The organism is Neobacillus muris (genome assembly GCF_943193175.1).
Classification (GTDB): Bacteria; Bacillota; Bacilli; order Bacillales; family Cytobacillaceae; genus Neobacillus; species Neobacillus muris.
In genome coordinates, this window is record NZ_CALPDF010000024.1 from 25597 (window position 1) to 49207 (window position 23611).

General features: G+C 45.5%; 24 protein-coding genes. 18 read left to right on the top strand and 6 right to left on the bottom strand.

Features of this window, described 5'->3' with window-relative positions; all coding sequences use genetic code 11:
* Positions 1 to 7 precede the first annotated feature (7 nt).
* The 5 genes from NFS43_RS15310 to NFS43_RS15330 all read left to right on the top strand — a co-directional run bounded on the left by NFS43_RS15310 (position 8) and on the right by NFS43_RS15330 (position 4851).
* Positions 8 to 1015: a FecCD family ABC transporter permease gene (locus NFS43_RS15310; protein WP_251553352.1), complete on the top strand. Its 1008-nt coding sequence runs from the start codon at positions 8 to 10 to the stop codon at positions 1013 to 1015.
* Positions 1008 to 2030 (top strand): FecCD family ABC transporter permease, encoded by a 1023-nt coding sequence (locus NFS43_RS15315; protein ID WP_251553382.1) that lies wholly within the window; start codon positions 1008 to 1010, stop codon positions 2028 to 2030. The genes NFS43_RS15310 and NFS43_RS15315 overlap by 8 nt, the downstream gene beginning before the upstream one ends.
* 15 nt (positions 2031 to 2045) lie before the next feature.
* A complete protein-coding gene (locus tag NFS43_RS15320; RefSeq protein WP_251553384.1) occupies positions 2046 to 2864 on the top strand; it encodes an ABC transporter ATP-binding protein in 819 nt (272 codons plus the stop codon).
* Positions 2865 to 2897: 33 nt separating this feature from the next.
* Positions 2898 to 3719 carry an alpha/beta hydrolase gene (locus tag NFS43_RS15325; RefSeq protein WP_251553398.1) on the top strand — a complete coding sequence of 274 codons (822 nt, stop codon included), beginning with the start codon at positions 2898 to 2900 and terminating at the stop codon, positions 3717 to 3719.
* Positions 3720 to 3984: 265 nt separating this feature from the next.
* Entirely contained in the window at positions 3985 to 4851 is an 867-nt protein-coding gene (locus NFS43_RS15330) for an EamA family transporter (RefSeq protein WP_251553407.1), read from the top strand.
* Positions 4852 to 5042: 191 nt separating this feature from the next.
* Here the strand turns inward: NFS43_RS15330 and NFS43_RS15335 are convergent, their stop codons facing one another.
* Complete coding sequence (locus tag NFS43_RS15335; protein ID WP_251553426.1) at positions 5043 to 5909, bottom strand: alpha/beta hydrolase; 867 nt, start codon at positions 5907 to 5909, stop codon at positions 5043 to 5045.
* A 177-nt stretch (positions 5910 to 6086) separates the two neighbouring features.
* On the opposite strand from NFS43_RS15335, the gene NFS43_RS15340 reads away from it, so the two are divergent.
* From NFS43_RS15340 to NFS43_RS15365, 6 genes are all read left to right on the top strand, one after another.
* Positions 6087 to 6635 carry a DJ-1/PfpI family protein gene (locus NFS43_RS15340; protein WP_251553442.1) on the top strand — a complete coding sequence of 183 codons (549 nt, stop codon included), beginning with the start codon at positions 6087 to 6089 and terminating at the stop codon, positions 6633 to 6635.
* 191 nt (positions 6636 to 6826) lie between these two features.
* On the top strand, positions 6827 to 7891 hold the full coding sequence (gene pdhA, locus NFS43_RS15345) for a pyruvate dehydrogenase (acetyl-transferring) E1 component subunit alpha (RefSeq protein WP_251553462.1): 1065 nt from the start codon (positions 6827 to 6829) through the stop codon (positions 7889 to 7891).
* Entirely contained in the window at positions 7888 to 8868 is a 981-nt protein-coding gene (locus NFS43_RS15350) for an alpha-ketoacid dehydrogenase subunit beta (RefSeq protein ID WP_251553465.1), read from the top strand. The genes pdhA and NFS43_RS15350 overlap by 4 nt, the downstream gene beginning before the upstream one ends.
* 26 nt (positions 8869 to 8894) lie before the next feature.
* Positions 8895 to 10160 carry a dihydrolipoamide acetyltransferase family protein gene (locus tag NFS43_RS15355; protein WP_251553474.1) on the top strand — a complete coding sequence of 422 codons (1266 nt, stop codon included), beginning with the start codon at positions 8895 to 8897 and terminating at the stop codon, positions 10158 to 10160.
* Between the two features lie 46 nt (positions 10161 to 10206).
* Entirely contained in the window at positions 10207 to 11592 is a 1386-nt protein-coding gene (locus tag NFS43_RS15360; RefSeq protein WP_251553545.1) for an FAD-binding oxidoreductase, read from the top strand.
* 142 nt (positions 11593 to 11734) lie between these two features.
* Positions 11735 to 12925 carry a M14 family metallopeptidase gene (locus NFS43_RS15365; protein WP_251553565.1) on the top strand — a complete coding sequence of 397 codons (1191 nt, stop codon included), beginning with the start codon at positions 11735 to 11737 and terminating at the stop codon, positions 12923 to 12925.
* Positions 12926 to 13124: 199 nt separating this feature from the next.
* Here NFS43_RS15365 and NFS43_RS15370 read toward each other — a convergent pair whose 3' ends face one another.
* From NFS43_RS15370 to NFS43_RS15390, 5 genes are all read right to left on the bottom strand, one after another.
* The gene (locus NFS43_RS15370; protein ID WP_251553572.1) at positions 13125 to 13589 is read right to left on the bottom strand and encodes a CD3072 family TudS-related putative desulfidase; all 465 of its coding nucleotides are present in this window, start codon (positions 13587 to 13589) and stop codon (positions 13125 to 13127) included.
* Positions 13579 to 14154, bottom strand: coding sequence for a CD3073 family putative ECF transporter S component (locus NFS43_RS15375; RefSeq protein ID WP_251553589.1), 576 nt, complete (start codon positions 14152 to 14154; stop codon positions 13579 to 13581). Before NFS43_RS15375 ends, NFS43_RS15370 begins: the two co-directional genes overlap by 11 nt.
* Positions 14155 to 14177: 23 nt before the next feature.
* A complete protein-coding gene (locus NFS43_RS15380; RefSeq protein WP_251553591.1) occupies positions 14178 to 15062 on the bottom strand; it encodes a selenium metabolism-associated LysR family transcriptional regulator in 885 nt (294 codons plus the stop codon).
* Positions 15063 to 15273: 211 nt separating this feature from the next.
* Entirely contained in the window at positions 15274 to 15501 is a 228-nt protein-coding gene (locus NFS43_RS15385; protein ID WP_251553593.1) for a hypothetical protein, read from the bottom strand.
* Positions 15502 to 15642: 141 nt separating this feature from the next.
* A complete protein-coding gene (locus tag NFS43_RS15390) occupies positions 15643 to 16086 on the bottom strand; it encodes a hypothetical protein (RefSeq protein ID WP_251553595.1) in 444 nt (147 codons plus the stop codon).
* Between the two features lie 480 nt (positions 16087 to 16566).
* On the opposite strand from NFS43_RS15390, the gene NFS43_RS15395 reads away from it, so the two are divergent.
* The 7 genes from NFS43_RS15395 to NFS43_RS15425 all read left to right on the top strand — a co-directional run bounded on the left by NFS43_RS15395 (position 16567) and on the right by NFS43_RS15425 (position 23577).
* On the top strand, positions 16567 to 17079 hold the full coding sequence (locus NFS43_RS15395; protein WP_251553597.1) for a DUF3189 family protein: 513 nt from the start codon (positions 16567 to 16569) through the stop codon (positions 17077 to 17079).
* 207 nt (positions 17080 to 17286) lie between these two features.
* Positions 17287 to 19602, top strand: coding sequence for a xanthine dehydrogenase family protein molybdopterin-binding subunit (locus NFS43_RS15400; protein WP_251553599.1), 2316 nt, complete (start codon positions 17287 to 17289; stop codon positions 19600 to 19602).
* 3 nt (positions 19603 to 19605) lie between these two features.
* Complete coding sequence (locus tag NFS43_RS15405) at positions 19606 to 20439, top strand: FAD binding domain-containing protein (protein WP_251553601.1); 834 nt, start codon at positions 19606 to 19608, stop codon at positions 20437 to 20439.
* On the top strand, positions 20439 to 20915 hold the full coding sequence (locus tag NFS43_RS15410; RefSeq protein ID WP_251553603.1) for a (2Fe-2S)-binding protein: 477 nt from the start codon (positions 20439 to 20441) through the stop codon (positions 20913 to 20915). The genes NFS43_RS15405 and NFS43_RS15410 overlap by 1 nt, the downstream gene beginning before the upstream one ends.
* Positions 20916 to 21010: 95 nt before the next feature.
* On the top strand, positions 21011 to 21988 hold the full coding sequence (locus NFS43_RS15415) for an ABC transporter ATP-binding protein (RefSeq protein ID WP_251553605.1): 978 nt from the start codon (positions 21011 to 21013) through the stop codon (positions 21986 to 21988).
* On the top strand, positions 21985 to 22788 hold the full coding sequence (locus NFS43_RS15420) for an ABC transporter permease (RefSeq protein ID WP_251553607.1): 804 nt from the start codon (positions 21985 to 21987) through the stop codon (positions 22786 to 22788). Before NFS43_RS15415 ends, NFS43_RS15420 begins: the two co-directional genes overlap by 4 nt.
* A 6-nt stretch (positions 22789 to 22794) precedes the next feature.
* Complete coding sequence (locus tag NFS43_RS15425) at positions 22795 to 23577, top strand: ABC transporter permease (protein WP_251553609.1); 783 nt, start codon at positions 22795 to 22797, stop codon at positions 23575 to 23577.
* The last annotated feature ends 34 nt before the right edge of the window (positions 23578 to 23611 follow it).

Here is a 23611-nt window from a genome sequence, read left to right on the forward strand (position 1 = left end):
GAAGGATATGAAGAAAATACATTGGGCCTCCATCCTTGTTTTGGGTATAGGGCCGCTTCTTATGATTATCACCATTTTTGTATCGATTTTATATGGAGCAAAAAATGTCGACTTAGTTACGATTTGGAATGCCCTTTTTCACTATGACTCCGAAAATGTCACCCATGTGATTGTCATGACATCACGACTGCCCCGAGTGTTAGGTGCCCTGCTGGTCGGAGCTTTCCTTGCCTTATCAGGAGCAGTGATGCAGGGGATAACCAGAAATTATCTAGCCTCTCCTTCGATCATGGGGGTTACGGATGGCTCCGTCTTGGTTATTACACTATGCATGGTGTTGATTCCAAATTTATCCTCCATTTCGATGATTCTACTCTCGATGCTGGGTTCTTTATTAGGGGCAGGTCTTGTATATGGATTCGGCTCGCTGATTCGAAACGGATTATCGCCTGTACGATTAGCGATTATTGGTACAATCATTGGCACCTTTCTAAGCAGTGTTTCTGCTGCCATTGCGTCCTTTTTTCAGGTGTCTCAAAATATTAGCTTTTGGTATAATGCACGGCTGCACCAAATCGATCCGGCGATGCTGAAGCTTTCCATCCCATTTGGGCTCTTGGGTATTATTCTTGCCCTGCTGATTGCAAAATCAATTACCGTCCTTTCGCTAGGGGAAGAGGTTTCGATTAATCTAGGGCAGCGGACAAGACTTGTGAAAGCCGCGGCCGTTTTGACTGTCGTGATGCTAACCGGTACCGCAGTAGCCATCGTCGGAAAGATTGGCTTCGTTGGTTTGATCATTCCTCATATTACACGGTTTTTAATCGGTATCGATTATAAATGGATCATCCCCTGTGGGGGTGTGTTAGGGGCTGTATTTCTTGGACTATGTGATGTCATCAGCAGGGGAATCAACGATCCCTTTGAGACCCCTATTGGCGTTGTGACTTCTTTGATCGGTGTTCCTTTCTTCCTTTACTTAATTCGAATGAAAGGAGGAAGGAAAGATGCATAGAGATTCATGGCAGCGCTATCTGTTGATGATGACGGTGTTGGTCTGCTTGATGATGGTAGCTATTTATCTGAGTTTAACAAATGGCACCTTCGATTTGAGCATGGCGGATATCATTCGTACCTTATTGCGGATTCATCCGGTAAAAGAATACGATCTTGTCATCTTTGATTTTAGACTTCCCCGGATTGCCATCGCCGGGCTGGTCGGATTGGGTTTAGGGGTTGCGGGTGCGGTTATTCAAGGGGTTACACGGAATCCATTGGCTGATTCTGGTGTTTTAGGGATTAATGCCGGCGCCGGTGCAGCCATGGTCATTTTTATGCTTGTCGTCCAGGGACAGCTCAATGGGACGGGATGGTTAGCGATTATGATGGCCCCAATATTTGGATTAGCAGGCGGCCTGGGTGCAGCCATTTTGATCTATCTATTCTCTTGGAAAAATGGAACATTGGACACGGAGCGGCTGTTACTAACTGGAATTGCCATTGGGTCAGGCTTTAGTGCTCTAGCCCTCTATGTATCTTTAAAAATGAAAGCCTCCGACTTTGAAATGGCTGCGGTATGGGTATCGGGGAGCATTTATAATGCGAATTGGTCCTATATCCTGTCCATGCTGCCGTGGCTGCTCGTTTTAATTCCGATTATCTATAAAAAAACCTATTTGCTAGATTTATTTCAATTGGAAGATGAATCTGCTAAGAGCTTAGGTATTTCAATTGAGAAAGAGAAATCGATTCTACTGCTTTGCGCCATCGGGTTAGTCGCCAGCTGTGTGTCAGTATCCGGCAGTATTGGTTTTGTTGGCCTGATTGCTCCGCAAATGGCCAAACGTCTAGTTGGAATCAAGCATCGTCAGGTTGTTCCTTTATGTGGCGTAATGGGGATGTTCCTTGTGATTGTTTCTGATTTTATCGCGAAAACAGTGGTGGCCCCGGCTGAATTACCGGTGGGGATAATCATCTCCATCATTGGCGTTCCCTATTTTCTTTATTTACTCGTAAAAGTAAAGGCATAGGAGGAGGAAGGAGTCATGTCGATTCTTAGTGTCAAGGACCTTGAAGCAAGTTATGAAAAGTTTACCGTATTCCAGGATCTGAATCTGGCTGTTAAAAAGGGGAAGATCACCACCATTATTGGTCCAAATGGCTGTGGAAAATCCACAGTATTGAAAACAATGGGACGAATTCTTAAGCAGAAGCAAGGCAAGGTTTATTTGCAAGGCAAGGATTTACAGACGATTCCCACCAAACAAATTGCCAAACAACTGGCGCTCCTTTCACAAAATCCGATTGCGCCAGGTCAATTGAAAGTAGAGGAATTAATCACATATGGCAGGTATCCGCATCGAAATAATGTTAATAAGTTAACCGCAAAGGATAAGGAAGTATTGGAATGGGCGATGGAGATTACGAAGGTTACGGGCTTTCGTGACCGTGAGCTTGGAAATTTGTCAGGCGGGCAGCGGCAAAAGGTATGGCTGGCGATGGCATTAGCTCAGGAAACAGATATCCTGCTATTGGATGAACCGACGACCTATCTGGATATGGCCCACCAGCTTGAGGTGCTTCAGATTGTTGAACAGCTAAATAAGGACCAAAAATGTACCATTGTCATGGTGCTTCATGATATCAACCATGCGGCACGTTTTTCCCATGAGATTGTGGCAATGAAAGAAGGAACGATCATACGGGTGGGCCCTCCCTTAGAAATCATGACAGCAGAAGTGCTGCAGCAAGTGTTTCAGATTCAAGCAAGAGTGATGATCGACCCGTATAACGGGGTGCCGGTCTGTTTTGGCTATGAAAGCATCGGACAAGATGAACACCAAGCTGTCGGCCAAATCATATAGGTGAGAGATTATGAATGGAAGGGAGCTTCAACCATGGAAGGCCGCATTACGAAATCGAACGTCATCATTCCGCAGACGGAGCAATGGCTGACGTATTCTAAAATAAACCATCTGCCATATCAAATTCTTGTCTCAATTCCAAAGCAGCCTGCTCCGCCTGCAGGCTATCCAGTTATTTATGTACTAGACGGAAATGCCTTCTTTCAAAGCTTTCAGGAGGTCATCAGGCTCCAGTCGGTCCGGTCGGAAAAGACAGGAATAGCTCCTGCTATCATTGTAGGGATTGGTTATCCCGAAGCAGAAGATTTTGTCACGGCAAGGCGGGTGTATGATTTTACACCCCCGGCTGCTTCCGTTGATTTGCCGCCAAGACCAGATGGAAGTCCATGGCCGGAAGCAGGAGGAGCGCATTTCTTTTATCAATTTATTCAAGAGGAGTTCATCCCGGAAATCAATCGGCGCTACCCAATTGATTTACAGCGGCAAATGCTGTTTGGCCATTCCTTGGGAGGGTTATTCACGTTATATGCCTTGTTCACAAAGCCGGCTGCATTTCAAACCTATGTTGCTTCCAGCCCGTCCATTTGGTGGAATAAACGAAATATTTATGAACATGAAAACCTGTTTTTCCCTCAATTAGCTCAAGTCAATCAGAAGCGAGGCGTTTTCCTGGCTGTTGGAGCATTAGAAAAGGACTATATGATTAAGGAAACAAAGGAATTAGCCGATCGGCTAGTACAATTAAATAACCCTAAACTGAATGTGGCGTTTCAGCAATTGGAGGGGGAAAATCATATATCGGTTGTGCCCACGATCTTAAGCCGTGCCCTGAGATTTTCATTCGAGCAAGGGTGAGCTGGGACCATGAATGAGGTCCATTGGACATCCTTCTAGGTCATTTTTTATTAAACAAACGTTTGATTAAAAACGGTGAAGGTTAAATAAACGTTTGATTAAAAAGTAAGAAGAAGTTAAACAAACGTTTGTTTAATACGAGGAAAGGCTTAATAATTCGATCGTTCTTGTTGATTCGAAAAAAATGATCTCATGAGGTATGATGAACTCAAAGAGGTCATTTTTTAATGTTAAGTTACGATAATGAACGAAGGGAAATGGAATCATGTGGGTGTTATATGCCTTTCTAGCCGCTTTTTTTGCGGGAATTATGTCCATTCTGGCGAAAATAGGGATTAAAAATATTGATTCGAACCTGGCCACCGCACTGAGGACCATAGTGGTTGCGCTATTTGCGTGGGTGATTGTCTTTGTTGTCGGTTCGCAAACAACTATTGCATCTATTAGTGCGAAAAGTTTATTATTTTTAATCCTATCTGGCTTAACGACAGGGCTGTCGTGGATTTGCTATTTCAAAGCCCTGCAGCTGGGAGACGTCAATAAAGTAGTGCCGATTGATAAATCCAGCACAGTGTTATCGATGGTGATGGCGTTTATCTTTTTGCAGGAGCCTGTGACAGCCAATAAGCTTTTCGGCATGATCGGCATTGCGGCTGGCACCTATTTAATGATTGAAAGAAAGAAAATCGACAAGAAGGATGTAAAAAGCGGCGGCTGGCTCATTTATGCGGTGCTTTCGGCTGTGTTTGCGGCGTTAACATCGATTCTCGGCAAGGTAGGTATTGAGGATGTAGAGCCTAATCTTGGAACGGCGATTCGGACGCTTGTGGTGCTCGCTATGGCCTGGCTGATCGTTTGGGCAACAAGGAAGCAAAAAGGGATTGGAAAAATCGACAAAAAGAGCTGGCTGTTTCTCGTCCTTTCCGGGCTGGCCACAGGGTTATCCTGGATGTTTTATTATCATGCCTTACAGGACGGACTGGCAAGTATCGTTGTTCCGATTGATAAGCTCAGCATCTTAATGACTGTCCTGTTTGCGTATATTTTTTTAAAAGAAAAACTTTCAAAGAAAACCACAGTAGGATTAGTGCTGATTGTAGGCGGTACTTTGCTGCTGCTTGTTACATTTTAAAGGAATCCTTTTTATGGAGGATTCTCTTTTTGCCATATTTAGTTATATCATTTATTGACATGTTAAAAGTAAAGGGGTGCTGTAAAAATGGGGTGAAATAAACATACAAACATGAGCAGCACCAACCAAGGCCGTGGTTGGTGCTGCTATTTTTTTAGTAGAAGTGAAGTAAGGCCGAACAACCCCTGGGATTAAGATGAGGCATTATTCCGAGCTAGAAATCCAGCAACAGCATTCGTCATCTCTACGGCCTCTGCTGGTCCATTTTTGCTCCCGAGCATGTTGGTAATTTCCCTGTGGGTCAGGGCGTGATTGAAAAATAGATCTACGGCATTGCCGGCCAGTCTAGCCTTCTCTGCATAAGCGGTGAAGGATTTTTTGTCTTTGCCGACTAGCAGAATTGGCGGCAGATTTTTATTGGACACATAAGTGACCGGGGAGGCATGAGCCCAATTTTCTTTATTGTCTCCAAACACTTCCATATATGCGTTATTCCTAGGGATAAACTCCGTTAAATCTACGGGACCGTCCAAGTTAACAATCGAGTTGATTACCTGAAGAGGAAGGCCCGCTGAAGCTAAATAGTAAGAGTCGGTTCCAATCAACGCAACTAAATGGCCGCCGGCGGAATGCCCCATTAAGTTTATTTTTGCCATATTAATTTGATAGTGATGGGCATGATGATAAATCCAGTAAATCGCCCTGGAAATATCCTTGGCCATTTCCTTATAGGTTACGCGGGGAGACAATTGATAATTGACAGAAATAAATGCATAGCCTTTGTTTGTAAAGAAGTCCGGTTTTTCTGCGACATTCGATTTATCGCCATGCATCCAGCCTCCGCCGTGTACATAAATAATGACAGGGCGGGATTGTTGTCCTCCATCAATCGGTGTGTAGATATCCATTGTCTGTCTCGGTTCGCTGCCGTACTTTACATGGGTCTGGCTGAAGCTTTGTGCCTGTGCAGGCTGATGAGTGACAGTACTAATTATGAGAACAAGAAAGAATGGCACGAATGGACGAAGCCATGTTTGGTTTTGCAGAAAATTATCCATCTTAAACCCCTTTCATTCTTTTAAATGAGGTATAAGTTATTTTTTCCCAGAAAGGCAGGAAAATATTGATTTTGGCGAGCGTTAATAAATTTTTTAATTTTGGTGGAGGAAAATTTAGGGAATCAACGAATATATTCATTTAGGAGTTGTCTAATTTTGGAAAGGGGGATTAGCGATATGTCTAAAAAAGTGTTAATCATTGCGGGCGATGCGGTGGAGGCTTTAGAAATTTATTATCCGTATTTTCGGTGCTTGGAAGAGGGCTTTGATGTCCAAATTGCGGCACCATCAAAGAAGAAGCTGCAAACCGTTGTCCATGATTTCATTGGCTGGGATACGTATACGGAAAGCAAGGGATACTTAATTGAGTCGCAAGTGGCGTTTGAGGAGGTCAACCCAGAAGAATATGATGGATTAATCATTCCAGGGGGAAGGGCGCCGGAATATATCCGATTAAACGAAAATGTCCCCAAAATTGTCGCCCATTTCTTTGAGGCAGGCAAGCCTGTTGGGGCGATTTGCCATGCAGCACAGGTTTTAACGGCTGTCCGTCAATATTTAGAGGGCAGGGAGATGACTGCCTATATTGCATGCAAGCCTGACGTAGAGGCATGCGGCGCCACTTATATTGAGGATACTCTCCATGTCGAGGGCAATCTTGTCTCCGGCCATGCATGGCCAGATTTGCCTGACTTTATGAGGGAGTTTATTAAGTTAGTAAAATAAAAATCAGGCAAAAGGAATGGAGGCGCATGTCTCTGATTCCTTTTTTCATTTTGCAGAATGAACCTGATGATCGGTCAGTACCTTTATAGAAAGAAATAGAAAGGGACGGTTACTGACCTCTTTTTTTGAGCGGACCAAAATCCACTTGATAAGAGGTCACAGACTGCCATTTTCAAATAGGAGGGAATTGTATGTGGGTGGAGCCAAATGATCTGACAGTCGAAAGAATCCAATTTTTAGATGAACACGGGAAAATAACAGGTACCATGCCGGAAGTATCTGATGAAGAGCTAATCAGCTTATATAAATGGATGGTACAGGCCAGGGTGTTTGACCAGCGCGCCCTAAAGCTGCAACGGCAGGGGAGAATCGGTACGTACGCCCCATTAAGCGGGCAAGAAGCCGCACAAGTTGGAAGCGCTTGCGCATTGACGGAACAGGATTGGATCTATCCTAGCTATCGTGAGGGTGCTGCCTGCTTTGTGCGCGGATTCCCAATGAAGAACTTTTTCCTCTATACAATGGGTCACCTAAACGGGACCGATGCGGCGGGGGCTCATGTTTTTCCAGTCCAGATTATCATTGCGGCCCAATGCCTTCACGCGGTGGGCGGTGCCTGGGCGAGTAAATACAAAAAGGAAGACAGTGTAAGTGTCGCCTATTTGGGGGACGGAGGCACCTCTGAAGGGGATTTCCATGAGGCGATGAATTTTGCCGGTGTTTACAAGCTCCCGATGGTTTTCTTTGTACAGAACAACCAGTGGGCGATCAGTGTGCCGGTCCGCAAGCAGACAGGCAGCAAAACAATTGCCCAAAAGGCGCTCGCCTACGGTATGGCAGGAGTGCAGGTGGATGGCAATGATGTGCTTGCGGTCTATACGGCCATGAAGCAGGCTCTGAACCGGGCACGAAAAGGGGAACCAGTATTAATAGAGGCGGTCACTTACCGGCAGGGCCCGCATACTACAGCGGATGACCCGACTAAATACAGAGAAGGCAGCGATGTGGAGCACTGGCTGGCGAAAGACCCGCTGAAGAGAATGAAGGCATTTATTGTAGAAAAAGGAATTTGGAATGAGGCATTAGACAAAGAGGAATACGAGCGGGCCGATCAGATGGTTACCGAAGCCTTTGAACAAGCACTCAATACACCAAAGAGCAGCACGAAAGAAGTATTTGACCTGGTATATGAGCAGAAAACAAGCCAGCTTAAAGAACAGCAGCTATCCCTAGGTTCAGAGGAGGTATGGAAATGACCGTGTTGACGATGATTGAAGCGATTAATTTAACCTTAAAAAATGAAATGGAACGGGATGATCGGATCATCTGCCTTGGTGAAGACATCGGGAAAAACGGGGGAGTGTTTCGGGCAACGGATGGTTTGCAGGCAATCTTTGGACTGGACCGGGTGGTTGATACGCCGATAGCAGAATCAGCCATTGTCGGGGCGGCTGTCGGCATGGCGGCAAGAGGTTTGCGTCCGGTTGCTGAGATCCAATTTTTCGGATTTATCTATGAAGCGATGGATCAAATGGCCTCGCAGGCAGCAAGGCTCCGATTCCGTTCGGGTGGAAGACTAAGTGCGCCAATGGTAATCCGCGCTCCATTTGGAGGCGGGGTGAAAACGCCGGAGCTTCATTCCGATAGTTTAGAAGGAGTATTTTTGCATTCTCCGGGCCTGAAAGTCGTCATGCCAAGCTCCCCTTATGATGCCAAGGGATTGTTAACCGCGGCGATTCGGGACAACGATCCTGTCCTGTTTCTTGAGCCAATGAAACTGTATCGCGCTTTTAAGCAGGAAGTCCCGGAGACGGATTACATGATTGAGTTAGGCAGGGCTAATGTGGTGAAAGAGGGGGAAGACCTGACCGTCATTGCCTGGGGCCCGACCGTGCCGCTCGTTCATCAGGTGGCAGAACAGTGGGAGCAGCAGCAAAATGTCTCGATTGAAGTAATAGATTTACGAACGATTTCCCCAATAGATGAAGACACGATCCTTGCCTCTGTAAAAAAGACAGGCAGGGCCATGATTGTTCATGAAGCGGTGAAAACAGGGGGGCCGGGAGCGGAAATATCCGCGCTGATTAATGAAAAGGCGTTGTTCTATTTATCAGCGCCTATCCTGAGGGTGGCGGGATTTGATACCCCTTATCCGGTGCCGTCGGTGGAAGATGATTGGCTCCCTAATGCCAAACGAATCAGCCAGGGGATTAGCGAAGTATTAGCGCATTAATTTTTCAGATAGGAGTGACAGAAGATATGGCTTATGAATTTCGCCTTCCCGATATCGGGGAGGGCTTGCATGAAGCAGAAATTCTCAGTTGGTTGAAAGAGGCTGGCGACCAGGTCCAGGAAAATGAAAATATCGTTGAGATCCAAACCGATAAAGCGGTGGTGGAAATCTCCTCTCCGGTTTCCGGAACGATCCTGTCATTTGGAGCGGAAGTGGGTGAGGTGGTAAAGGTCGGTGAAGTCTTGTTCACGGTTATGGAAGAAGCAAAAACAGCCCCCGGTCTGCCAGTCAAGGGAGCCGCCGTGCTTCCCGGTTCGGAACACGTTTCGAGGCAATCGCAGCCCCCGTCTGGTTTGATTGGTATTTTGCCTAAAAAACGGGTGATGGCAGCACCGTCCATCCGAAAATTGGCGAGAGAACTGGGGGTTGATATTACAGAGGTACCTGCCACTGGAAAAGGAGGCAAGGTGACCGAAGCGGATGTCAGGGGCTACGCCCTCCAATCTGAAAAAGAGGCAGCGGCAGCTGTCCAGGCGCCAATCGCATCAGCTAAGCTGATTCAGTCTGTAAGGGCGGGGCAGGATGAAGCAGAAGAAGTTCGGGAACCGATCCGCGGCTTGCGGAAAAAAATCTATGAAAATATGAAGCTGTCAAAATCAACAGCGATCCATTGCAGCGGGATGGATGAAGTGGTCGTGACCAAGTTAGTGGAACTGAGGAAGCAGCTTCAGCGCCATGCTGAAAAAGAGGGCGTAAAACTGACGTATCTGCCGTTTTTTGTGAAGGCTGCAGCAATGGTGCTGAAACGTCATCCGGTTTTCAATGCCACAGTTGATGATGAGAGAATGGAAATCGTTTATAAGAAAAAGATCCATATCGGGATTGCCACTGCAACGGAGGATGGGTTAATCGTCCCGGCAGTGAGAGGTGCCGATCAAATGTCAATTATGGAGATTGCTCAGGAGATTCAGGATTTATCCAGTCGGGCCAGGGAGCGAAGGCTAAAACCGCATGAAGTCAGCGGCAGCACCTTTACCATATCGAGTACGGGCAGCAAAGGCGGATGGTTTGCCACGCCGATTATCAATTATCCGGAGGTCGCGATCCTGGGGATTCACAGTATTAAGAAAAAGCCGATCGTCCAGGATGACCAAATCGTTGTTGGAGAAGTCATGGGCATGTCGATCACCTTTGACCACCGCGTCATCGACGGGGCGCATGCTAACCATTTCATGGAGGACATTCACCACCTCCTGGAGAATCCGGAGCTGTTCATTTTAGAAGGCCGCTAATGGTATTACTGGAAAGGGGACAAATAAAAGGGAGAGGATGTCATCAATGAGTTTGTATAGTGATTTATTAGCGATTATCGGAGATCATGAGCGGGTAACGGCCAATGAGACGATTTTGGAGCAGCACAGCAAGGGAATGGCGTATCATACTCCAAGAAAGCCGGATGTGGTCGTGTTTCCTGTTTCGAAACAGGAGGTAAGCCGGGTTCTTCAGTATGCCAATGAGCATAATATTCCCATTGTGCCGTTTGGGGCAGGCTCCAGTTTAGAGGGGCAGATTATCCCGATGGATGGAGGGATCAGCTTGGACTTCACCTTCATGAATCAGATTATCTCTGTGCGCCCAGATGATTTTATTGTAACCGTCCAGCCGGGGGTGACGCGAAACCAATTGAATCAGGCATTAAAGCAATATGGTTTGTTTTTTCCTATTGATCCGGGAGCAGATGCGACCATCGGAGGGATGGCTGCAACCAATGCCAGCGGTACAAACAGCGTGAAATATGGTGTGATGCGCGATCAAGTGCTGGGGCTGGAACTGGCGTTGACAGATGGCTCCATTATTCGGACAGGAGGCTATTCGTTTAAATCCTCCGCAGGCTATCATCTGACCGGATTGTTCGTCGGCTCCGAAGGAACCTTGGGTGTGTTTACGGAAATCATCTTAAAGCTGCAAGGGATACCGGAAGCGGTTACGGATGTCAAGGTGACATTTTCTTCGATTGAGGCCGCAGGCAAGGCGGCAACCATGCTGTTAAAGGCCGGTCTGCCGATTGGTAAAATTGAATTAGTGGATGAAAAAACGATTCAAGCGGTGAATGCTTACAAACATACGTCCTTTCGTGAAGAACCGACGCTGTTTTTAGAATTTAGCGGTAGCAGTCCGGATGTGGAATATGGTGTCCAATTGGCAGAAGAAATGGTAAAAGAAGAGGGATGTATTTCCTTTGAGTTTGAAACGGATTCCCTGAGACGGGCCCAGCTATGGGAGGCACGCCATCAAGCAGCCCTGGCCATCATTGCAGCCCATCCTGGCAAAAGCCATATGGTGACCGATGTCTGTGTCCCGCTTTCCAGTCTTGTCGATGCCTTGAAGTATACAAGACAAGTTGTCGACCAATACCAGATCGATGCAGTGGTGTTCGGCCATGTGGGGGATGGGAATTATCATGCAGCCTTTTCGGTGGATACGGCGGACGAAGAGGAAATGGAGCGGGTCGAAGAGGTTCACAAACAAATTGTCCGGTTTGCTTTAGCGAAAGGCGGAACCTGTACCGGCGAGCATGGGATTGGGATTGGAAAGAAGCCGTTTCTAATCGAAGAACACGGAGATTCGGTTGCCCTTATGAAACGGATTAAAGCGCTGGTTGACCCGAATCATATTTTAAATCCTGGAAAAGTTCTGGACCATACTGTTAGGGTCTCTCAATAGTAAAACTTGGCACGGGTGATGTCACTCGTGCTTTTTTCTTAGGCCAATGATCGTGAATCCTTCGGATGTCCGCTGTTTAAAAATATTCCCGGAATGGCCGCATACATATTAGTAATAAATGATAAACCTCAGGAGGAATTTCATGGATATAATTGTTAGACCTGGTGATTCGTTCTGGTATTATAGCCAACTGTTCCATATCAATCTGCCGCTTATTTTAGATTCCAATCGAGAAATCAACCCGAATCAACTGTATGCGGGGCAGCGTATTCGAATTCCTGGATTTATTGTACAAGATTATCGGCTAAATCAAGGAGATTCATTTTATTCCATTGCCCGTTCCCGGGGCTTGCCTGTTGAGGCAATGCTGCTGGTCAATCCAGGGATAAATCCTAACCGGCTGCTGGTTGGGCAGACTGTGAACGTTCCCTTAAGAGTTACTTGGAGATTGGTTCAAGGACGGCAAAACTATGATTACAGCCGGATGATGAATGATATCCGCCAGTTAAAAACCGTTTACCCATTTATTCAAATGAATCCGATCGGCAATACGGTGCTCGGAAATCAAATTCCTGAACTGCTGATAGGAAACGGGAACAAAAGAGTTCATTATAATGCTTCTTTCCACGCGAATGAATGGATTACGACACCGGTGTTAATGACGTTTATCAATGACTATTTATTGGCTTTGACCAACTCCACCCCGATTCGCGGGCTGGTGATGGCGAATTTGCATCAGCAAACTACATTATCTGCTGTTCCGATGGTAAACCCTGATGGCGTGAGCCTTGTCTTAAATGGCCCGCCGGAAAATGAAACATGGCGAACGAGAGTGATTCAATATAATAATGGCAGTACGGACTTTTCGGGATGGAAGGCCAATATCCGCGGGGTAGACTTGAATGATCAGTTCCCGGCCAGGTGGGAGGAGGAGCGGGCACGCAATCCGAAAGAACCGGGGCCAAGGGATTATGGAGGTGAAAGTCCCTTAATGGAGCCGGAAGCGATTGCGATGGCAGAACTGACACGGGCTAGGGATTTTGCCCGAGTCCTTGCCTTTCATACTCAAGGTGAAGTGATTTACTGGGGGTATGAAAATATGGAGCCGCCTGAATCGGAGGTTCTGGTCAATGAGTTTAGCCGGGTGAGCGGCTACGGGCCAGAACAGACTATTGAAAGCTGGGCAGGATACAAAGACTGGTTTATCCAAGAATGGCGGCGGCCAGGATTCACGGTGGAACTGGGGACGGGAACCAATCCTCTCCCGATCGCGCAATTTGATGAAATCTACCAGGAAACCTTGGGGATCTTTCTTGCGGGGCTGTATATGTAAATCCTGAGCGCTGAGTTTGTTGGAAGTGCCGATTTTATCGGCAAAAATCAGAATATATCAGGAAAAATATCATTTTATCAGCAAAAAATTGATTTTATCAGCAAAAAAATCATTTTATCAGGAAAAATCACCAATTTATCAGGAAAGCCGTTCATTTCACATAAAAAGTCCAGCTCCCATTGTGGGAACTGGACTCTGATCACTTTATATAATGCTCATCGCTTTTAAAAACGGGCTCACTAGTATTGGGCAAATACCATAATGTCTTGAGGGTGATACCGCTGTCATTAAACAGAGCGGCTAATTCTTCCATAAAGATCCCGCGCACAGGGTCACAGGACGGGCTGCTTTGGATGCCTAGTATTCCAGCAATCTCATAGCCGTTTTTCAGGTAATCCACGGCTTGAAACAGGACAGGCTGGAGTATTTCACGGCAATGCTGCCGGTATTCCAGCGTATTGTACTGCTCGTAGGTCATCGATGGCCGGTTCAATCCGAGAAAGGTAAATTCCGGACAGGAAAGCTGCAGAAACCCATAGCCTTGCTGCATCGCCCATTCGACAGCTGAAAGGATGGCACCTTCTGCTCTGGCTTCTTCGGCAATGACGGTATTCTGGTTTAATATGCAATGGGAAACGATCAAGATCTTTTTGCTACGCTGCATGGCGGTTTTCCTTCTTTAAAAGTTTTGAAAAATTTGGCAGCCGGGTAACCATAAACATGACAAGCAGGCAGGTAATAATTTTATCAACGAAGTTGCCGGTGATTCGAGAGATAAACGTAGAAGCAAATACACTTTCACCAGCAGCACGGAGCCATAGCACCACCACATCCATACCGCTGCCATTCAAACCTCCATATACGGCAACCGCAATCGGCGTGCCAATTAACGGTGCCGCTACTGACAGGATCAATCCAGTAATCAAGGCAACATACCATTTGGTGAAATCAAATTTTTTTGCCATATAGCCAGCCACTAATGCGATCGCTACATTGACAAGGCCAAAGAAAATGGCGGAGGGTCCTGTCGTCATGCCGAGCACTACATTGGTCAAAAGGCCAGCCAGCGCTCCCCACCAAGGGCCGAATAACACAGCTATTAATACAGTGCCAATGGTATCAAGGAATAATAGCGGAATTTTTAGGGACGAAACGACCGTCCCTAAAATGACATTTAAGGCAATTCCCATTGCCGAATAGGTTAATATCATCGTTTTGCTGGTTTTCATGTTCTCCTCTCCTCTGACAAAGGTTAGTGTGAAAATAGAACTTTAGTAAACTCTTGAATAATGGGCCGGTTATCTGCGTCTTTAAGGGTGGTAAAATAAAAGCTTCGCTGGATGGGATCAATTTTTTCAATCATTTGGACTCGATTCGCTTTAACGGCGGGCTGTGCAGCGAGTTTTGAGATAAAACTGATTCCTAGTCCTGCTTCTACTGCGGCAATCACCCCCTCGGTGCTTCCGATTGACAAACTATAGGGCAAATTCTCAAGCACCAAACCATGGGCAGCCAAGTATTCTTCCATTCTTTTTCTAGTGCCCGAACCTTTTTCTCGTACCACAAATTCATATTGCTGCAGTTCGCTAAACTCTGGGGCTGCAGACTCAAGAAGCGGATGATGATTGGGAGTGATTAACACCAGAGAGTCATTTGCCAGCTGCCAGCTATTGAGTTTGGCGGAAACTGGATGCATCCCAACGATTGCCGCATCAATTTGCTGATTGAGAAGTTTCTTTAGAATATCTTCGGAATCACTGATTTCGATGGATACATCCACTTTTGGGAAACGGTCTCGGAACTTTTTAGCCAATCCAGGGACCAAATAGGTGCCTGGAATCGTGCTGGCGCCAATGGTCAAGTTTCCGGTTAAAGTGTCCTGGAAGCTAAGCAGGTCATCCTCAAGCCTGCGCCACCTTTTTGTAATTTCTTTTGCCGCTTGGTAAACCAGGGCTCCTGCCGGAGTGGTATGGATTCCCGACATTCCCCTTTCCAGGAGGTCAAACCCCAAGTCCTCCTCTAAACTTTTAATCTTAAGACTAACGGCTGGCTGCGAACTGCTCAGTGCAGCGGCGGCTTCTGAAAAACTGCCTTTTTCCACCACTAAAATAAATGCATCAAGTTTATTTAAATTCATATGCTTGCTCCTATAAGTTATTATGAAATTTTATATATCTCATAAAAAATATTTATGCAGCGCTCAAAAAAATAATCTCTCTATTTATTTTAAACTATGGGACATGGCAAGGCTAGTGGGTAGGTAAAAATGCTTATAAATAAAAATTAATTAAACGTTTGATTAAGACGCAAAACCACTTAGTCGTTATATCTAAGAAATAACGAATAAACTATTTTATATCCTTTAAATGTTGCAGATGGATTCCAATATGTCCAACACCAAGCAATAGGACCGATAAGCTAAGCCAAATCACTTTTCCATAAATGCTTAACAATAAAAATGCCATGATCGGCAGGCTCGCACTGGCTACAGGAAAACCAAAAAAGCTGCCATAGAAGCTTTTTAACGTATGTTCACCTTTAAAATAACGAATCCAGTTCATCTCATACATCATCATGAGGGCGAGGGAAATGATCAGCCAGATACTCCATAAGTTTAAAAAATCGTAAACACTGCAAAAAGGATGAAATCGGTTCGATTCATCCTTAACGGTGTACGATATGTTTAAATGGAATTAAAAACCGGAACCTGCTACTTTTTAAACGCTGTTTTTTTTTGAAGCATTGTTAATGATAAATTTTAATAGAAAACCAACAATCAATCCTGGTATGACAGACAACATGGGCAGCCAAATTGGACCAAACAAAATTCCAAATGGGCGAAAAACAGTTGAAAAGATCAATCCAACGGTCACGAAATAGGCTGAAAAGACAAATGGTAAAAATGAATTCCTTCCTTTCCCTCCACCCGCATCTTTAAAAGCGTCCCACATGGCAAAAAAATAAATACATGGATAAAACATCAGCCACTGAAAATCAATCAGGTGAATCGCTTTGTCGATTTCTCCATGAAAACTCGAAATAATGGCCAAATTAAAACGCGCTTGGACGTTTACCAATATTTCTAAAAAAATAAAAACAATCCCCTTTAACCATTTGCCATTTAAAAGTTGTCCGAATCCAGGCAGGGCTATGCTCCACATTAAAGCTTCAAGTCCGTTCCGCACATTCTTCTAGTCCTTTTCTAAGTTTTCTCGAATTGAATAAATAGATGGTTGTTTTAAAACATGATTTTTCATATGGTTCTCGCCCCGCTTCTTAGTTAGGTAACTTCTTGAGGTCTCTTATAAAGATAGATATAGTATTTCGCGGAAAAGAAAAAGTATGATGCCATTTCTTCTATGGAAAAGAAGAAAAAATCATTTTGACAGCTTTATGAAGACAAAAATGGTCACCGCGGCCAATATTTTGTCGCCATGTACCAAATTGATTGTATTGAAATACGAAGAAAAAAGCTTCTTATTAGGTAATTTGTCCTATTCGTAAAAAATATTTCAATGAATAAAACTTTTTGATATGGTAAAACGTGGCTGCAGCGGCCGCTTTTTTAAGACCGTAAATAATTCATGTTATTTTGGAAATGATAAAAGCAAAAACTAATTTCCAAATGAGGGGGATCCAACATGATTTACATTTATCATGATTTCGGCGGTACACATACGACTTCTTTGGCTGCTGCCTACCACCTCAGAATCATCGATGATCCCTCCAAAATTCTTAATAAAGAAGAAATATTAGCAGTTCCTTATTTCAATAAATTGAAGAAACAAGATGCGGGCAAATTCATTTTCCATGGAGAAGACGAGGAAGGGAATCCCGTTTATACGATTGGAAAACGGACATCCAAGCTCGTGCTCCCTTCCTTATATCATTTTAGTGAAATCATGATGCAGCGCTCCCATCTAAACGAGAAGATTATTTTCTCCAATACTTCCCCTGTTGTTCCGCTTGCTATGACACTTGGAGGTTTTTTCTCCAGAGGCCTGGGGATCGATTCCATTGGAGTGCCCCTGCTTGTAAAAGGGGCACAGCAATGCTGCAAACATATTTATCAGTTGGTCGACCGGACAAAAGCAATGGCCAAAGAGACGGAATCGAGGATAATTTTGATCGATAATGAAAAGTTCCAAGCATAAATGCTTTTTTACTAGGTGAATTCTCTGCATGCAGGGAATTTTTTTGGCTGTTGATACATAAATTCTTAATCGAGTACTTCCCATATATCCCGCTCGGGTTCGAAACCGGGACGCCTTGGGAGAAGACAAGCAAAATTGAGAGGTTCAAAGATTCATAGCATTTGGCGGGCAAACCTGCCAACTGAATAGGAAAGGGGATTTAAAAGTATGTACATCATCGGGAAAGGCATAACCCGTAAAGATTCCCTTGAAAAAGTAACTGGCCATGCCAAATATACTGCCGATTTTGAGACTAATGATATGCTCCATGCCCGGCTCGTCATAAGTCCCTTTGGGCATGCCCTCATCAAACAATTGGATCTAACAGAAGCGCAAAACATCCCAGGGGTCAGGGCGATCGTCACAGGGGATGACCTTCCGTTGACAGGAGAGGAAATGCGGGACCGCCCGCCAATTGCGGTCAATCGGGTCCGATTCAATGGCGAAGTTGTCGCCATCGTTGTTGCAGACAACCCTTATTTGGCCATGAGGGGGGTGGAAGCCATTAAAGTCCAATACGAACAGCTTCCTGTAGTCAATTCACCATCAGAAGCATTGAAGCCTGATGCGCCGCTGCTCCACCCCCATCTGGACCAATATGAAAAAATCCAGGGAGTATACCCAGAGCCTGGCACCAATATAGCCACCAGAACCAAAATCCGCAAAGGAGACCGAAACAAAGGATGGACGGAAAGTGAAGTGCAGGTTGAGGAGAAATTTGCCTTCAGAATCTCCGATCATGCCGCGATGGAAACCAGGTGTTCCCTTGCCCAAATTCATCCCAACGGCATGATCGAAATTACGTCCTCCTCCCAAGCGCCATTTATGATAAAAAAATTAATCGGCCAATATTTTGGAATTAAGCCAGGCAGCATTAAAGCCAATACTCCTTTTGTGGGCGGGGCATACGGCGGAAAGGCGTCCATTCAACTAGAGATTTTAGCCTATCTTGCCACTAGGGCAGTCGGCGGACGCTTAGTGAAAATCATGAATACCCGTGAAGAAGATATGCTTACCTCCCCCGTTCATATTGGACTTGAAGCCCAAGTAAAGCTTGGCTGCACCAAGGACGGAATGCTAAAAGTGGCAGAAATCCTTTACCTATGGGATGGGGGCGCCTATTCAGATAAATCCATAGACTTAAGCCGGGCAGGAGCGGTGGATTGTACGGGTCCCTACCGTATCGATCACATTTGGTGCGATTCATTGTGCATGTATACGAATCACCCATATGCCGCCCCATTTAGAGGGTTCAGCCATTCGGAAGTCCATTTTGCCTTTGAAAGGACGATGGATGTTCTTGCTAAAAAATTAAAGATCGACCCGCTTGAATTGCGTTATAAAAACGCCATTTTACCCGGCCATACAACTCCGACCCAATTCCGCCTAAATTCCAGTACCGTAGGAAATCTGCCCAAATGTATCGAAAAACTAAAGGAGCTGATGAATTGGCAGGAGGGCCAGGTGGTAAAACATGGACGCGATAAAGTAAGGGCAAAAGGGGTTGCCTGTGCCTGGAAAACTTCTACGATTGATCCAGATGCCAGTTCAGGAGTTATTTTAACCTTCAACCCCGACGGCAGCATTAACCTTATTTCAGGAGTTATTGAAATCGGCACAGCCACTAAGACCATTCTTGCCCAAATTCTCGCAGAAAAATTAAAAATGGACATCAATGATATCTATGTCCAAATGGATGTCGATACCGTGAATACCCCCGAGCACTGGAAAACAGTCGCGAGCAGAGGGACACTCATGGCGGGAAGAGCGGTGTTAGCGGCTGCCGACGATGTGATCAGCCAATTGAAAAATCTGGCATCGTTTATTTTGCGTGCCCCTATAGGGGATCTCGAAGTAGGTTACGGAAAAGTTTATTTGAAAGGTGAACCGAATAAACAGATCCCGATAAAAGACATTGCCTACGGATATAAGTTTCCCAATGGAAACTCCATTGGCGGGCAAATCATGGGCAGGGGCCACTACATGATGCCGGGCATCACGAATTTAGACAAAGAAACAGGAGCCGGAAAGCCAGGGCCTGAATGGACAGTAGGCGCCCAAGGAGTAGAAATTGAGCTCGATACAAAGGAATACCGATATAAAATTCTTAAAGCCGTCACGGTAGTCGATATCGGAAAGGTAATCAATGAGAAAACAGCGACAGGACAGGTAAAGGGTGCGATGAGCATGGGGTTATCCTTTGCAGCTAGAGAAACGTTTTACTTTGATTCGCATGGCACCATTCTGAATCCGCAATTACGGACCTATCGGCCGATTCGGTTCGGGGAACATCCAAAATATGAAGTGGCTTTTGTGGAAACACCGCATATTGAAGCCCCCTATGGATTAAGAGGAGCAGGTGAGCATGGATTGATAGGGATGCCGGCTGCTCTCGGAAACAGCCTTTCTGCTGCATTGTCAGCCGAAATCAACTATTTGCCGCTGATTCCGGAATTATTATGGAAAATAAAAGGAGGCGGTTGATAAGTGCTGTCAGCAGATATCGAGTATTATCGGCCTGAAACAATACAAGAAGCGGTGGACCTTTTCCAAATTCTAAAAGGAGAAAATAAGCGCCCTATTTATTATTCAGGCGGTACCGAAATCCTGACCCTTGGCCGGCTGGAGCTAGCAGCGGCAGGGGCGTTCATTGATATAAAAGCGATAAAGGAATGTCTAAGCTTTGGGTTTAATCAGAGTTATCTCATTGCAGGTGCCGCCCTTTCGTTAACTTCTATTGAGGAAAAAAATTTATTTCCCCTGTTAAGTGCCACTTCCATGGGGATTGCCGACCATACGGCAAGAAATAAAATAACGCTTGGCGGAAATTTGTGCGGAAAAATTTTTTACCGTGAGGCGGTGCTGCCATTCCTTTTGTGCGACAGCTGGGTGGTTGCGGCTGGAGGAAATGGGGTGAAACCGATACCGATCGGGCAAATTTTTAATCAAACCTTTCAGTTGGAGGAGGGGCAGTTTATTGTCCAGCTCCTGACAGAAAGAAACTATATCCATTTGCCGTTTGTGAGCATAAAAAGACGCCAGCAGTGGGAGACGGGGTATCCATTGATTACAGTGGCTTCTATTAAAGCAGATAACGGGCTGCGCTTTGCCTTCAGTGGACTCTGCCCCTTTCCTTTTCGCTCAAAGGAGATGGAAGCTGAATTAAATAACATCGGTTTGCCGGTGCCAGAAAGGGTTAAGAGAGCTTTAGCCCAAATCCCGGGACCGGTGCTTCACGATGTCGAAGGGTCAAGCGAATACCGGCTGTTTGTTCTTGAGAATACATTAAATGAGATTATTCTAGAATTGGAGGGAGAATAGTGGCCCAATCCCTGCCCCAGAAAATAACCGTGCCCCTAGAAGTGAATGGTGAAGCACGCCAGGTAGAAATTCGGCCGGCAGACACGCTCCTCTATGTACTTCGAAGCCATCTTGGCTTAACAGGAGCCAAGCCTGGCTGCTTAAATGGAGACTGCGGTGCTTGTTCAGTAATGGTAAATGACACGGTCTATAAGTCCTGCATTATGCTTGCGGTCGAGGTCGCCGGTTCGAAGGTTACCACGATAGAGGGCTTAAAGGATGCGCCTATTCAGGAGGCATTCATTAAAAATTTTGCGTTTCAATGCGGCTATTGCACACCTGGATTTATTATGAATTGCCAGGCTTTGCTGAAGAACCACCCTCATCCAACTTATGAAGTGATCAAGGAATGGCTTGCTTCTAATATCTGCAGATGCACATGCTATGAAGAAATAGAGGCGGCGGTGATGTCAGTTATGAAAGGTGAAAGGCCATAAAAATAACGGGCTAAATATTCTAAATATTCTTGACTCCATGGAGTGCTGATGTTATTATTTTCCTCTGCGGCGATAAAAGCGGGGAGGGGAAAATATTGATCAAATTAGAGGGCATAAGCAAATCTTATCGGATTGCCAAACGCCAGGCAGGTCTGCGGCAGGCGGCAAAGGCGCTTTTTCATCGGGATTATACGACGGTTCATGCATTAAAGGATCTTTCTTTTTCTATCCAGCCAGGGGAAATCGTCGGCTATATCGGTCCAAATGGAGCTGGGAAGTCGACCACCATCAAAATCATGAGCGGCATTCTTGTCCCTGATGCCGGAAATTGCACCATCATCGGGTATACTCCTTGGAAAGACCGGGCCCGCTATGTCCATAATATTGGCGTTGTATTCGGCCAGCGCTCGCAGTTGTGGTGGGATGTCCCGGTCATCGAATCGTTTGAGCTATTAAAAGATATTTACAAAATTCCCTATCCAGATTTTAATGCCTCTTTAGACCTTCTGATCGAAACGCTCAATTTGCAGGATATTGTCCATGCGCCGGTCCGCCAATTAAGCCTGGGACAGCGGATGCGCTGCGAAATGGCGGCATCTCTCCTGCATAGTCCCCAAATCTTATTCCTGGATGAACCGACGATCGGCCTTGATGCCGTTTCAAAAATAGCGGTCCGGCAGTTCATAAAAACCATCAATCAAGAAAAGGGAGTTACGGTCATTTTAACCACTCATGACATGAATGACATTGAGGCCCTGGCAGACAGGGTTCTTTTAATTGGAAAAGGGAGCTTGCTTTATGACGGCAGGCTGGAGGAATTGCGGAAGCATTTTGGCACGCAGAAAACCATTACGGCTGATTATAAAACGGCCCAACAGCCTTTTATCATCCCTGGGGCGGACCTCTTATCTTGGTCACCGGAACGGGCTGTTGTCAGTGTTGATACAGCAAACACCAATACCTCCGATGTCATTATGGAGTTGTCCCGTCAAGTGGACCTTACCGATATTTCCATCGATGCGAAGCCGATTGAAGAAACCATTGTCCAGTTATATAAGGAGTATCAAATATGAGAGTATATCGGTCGGTTTTAAAGCTCCGGCTTGTCAATGGGCTGCAGTACCGGACAGCTGCTTTGGCTGGGGTGGCTACACAATTCTTCTGGGGATTTATCATCATCATGGTATTTGAAGCCTTTTACGAGCATGCTGCTCAACACCTGCCCATCTCCTTAAAGGAATTAATCCAATACATATGGCTGCAGCAAGCATTTCTCGTTTTTGTCACCATCTGGTTTAGAGATAATGAGTTGTTCGAATTGATCACCAGCGGAAATATTGCCTATGAACTTTGCCGGCCCTGTGGGCTTTACGGCTTTTGGTATGCGAAGCTGTTGGCACAACGATTATCAAGCGCCATTTTACGTTGTTTTCCCATCTTAATGGTGGCTTATTTTTTGCCAAGACCGTACAATCTCATTCTGCCGTCAAACTTCGAAACCTTTCTGTTGTTTTTAATGGGTCTTCTGCTTGGGTTATTCCTGCTTGTTGCTATATCCATGTTCGTCTATATTTCAGTGTTTATGACGATGTCACCAATGGGATCGCTATTAGTTTTCAGTGTCCTTGGAGAGTTTTTTGCCGGATTGGTTATCCCGATTCCGCTCATGCCGGACTGGCTCCAAAAGCTGGCAATGGTTCTTCCATTTCGCTGGACAGCCGATTTCCCGTTCAGGGTCTATTCCGGGCATATCCCTGAGCAGGAGGCAATGATTGGGATTGCCATTCAGCTAGGCTATCTCGCTGCCCTTATTTGGCTTGGAAGAATCGCATTGAATGGCGCATTAAGAAGAGTAGTGGTTCAAGGGGGCTGATGGCTAATGAAACTGTATTGGAAATGTCTGCTCATTCACTTAAAGTCTCAAATGCAGTATCGGACGTCGTTCTGGCTGCTCTCACTTGGCCAGTTTTTTATCCCGTTTTCCGTGTTTGCCGGTCTTTACTTTTTGTTTGAGCGATTTGGCCAGATTAAGGGATGGCAGTTTTATGAGGTGGCCCTCTGTTTTTCGATTATCCATATGTCTTTTAGTATAAGTGAATGTTTTGCCCGCGGGTTTGATATGTTTTCGAGCCTTGTGAGGAAAGGAGATTTTGATCGGCTGCTGGTTCGTCCGAGAAGCACGTTTGTCCAAGTGCTCGGTTCCCAATTTGAGTTTACGAGAGTGGGACGGATGCTTCAAAGTTTAATAGTCTTCATTTGGGCTTTGGCCAATCTTTCTATTGAATGGAGCCTCCTAAAAGCTGCCACATTAGGTCTGATGATTGCCAGTGGTGTCCTCCTATTTACCGGCATCTATATACTGGCAGCCACGATGTGTTTTTGGACGGTCCAAGGGCTGGAAGTGGCGAATATCTTTACAGATGGCGGAAGAGAAATGGCGCAATATCCGCTCAATATCTATCAAAAATGGGTAACCCGTTTTTTTACCTATGTCATACCGTTCGGGACTGTCAATTACATTCCGTTGTTATATCTCCTTGGAAAAATAAATCGCCATGAGCTGTTGTACATGCTTACCCCTTTAGCTGGAAGCTTGTTCATCCTGCCTTGTTTGGCTGTTTGGCAATTCGGGGTCCGGCATTATCGTTCAACGGGATCATAATCGCCATTCGCGATAAGATAGCCGATGCATGTCC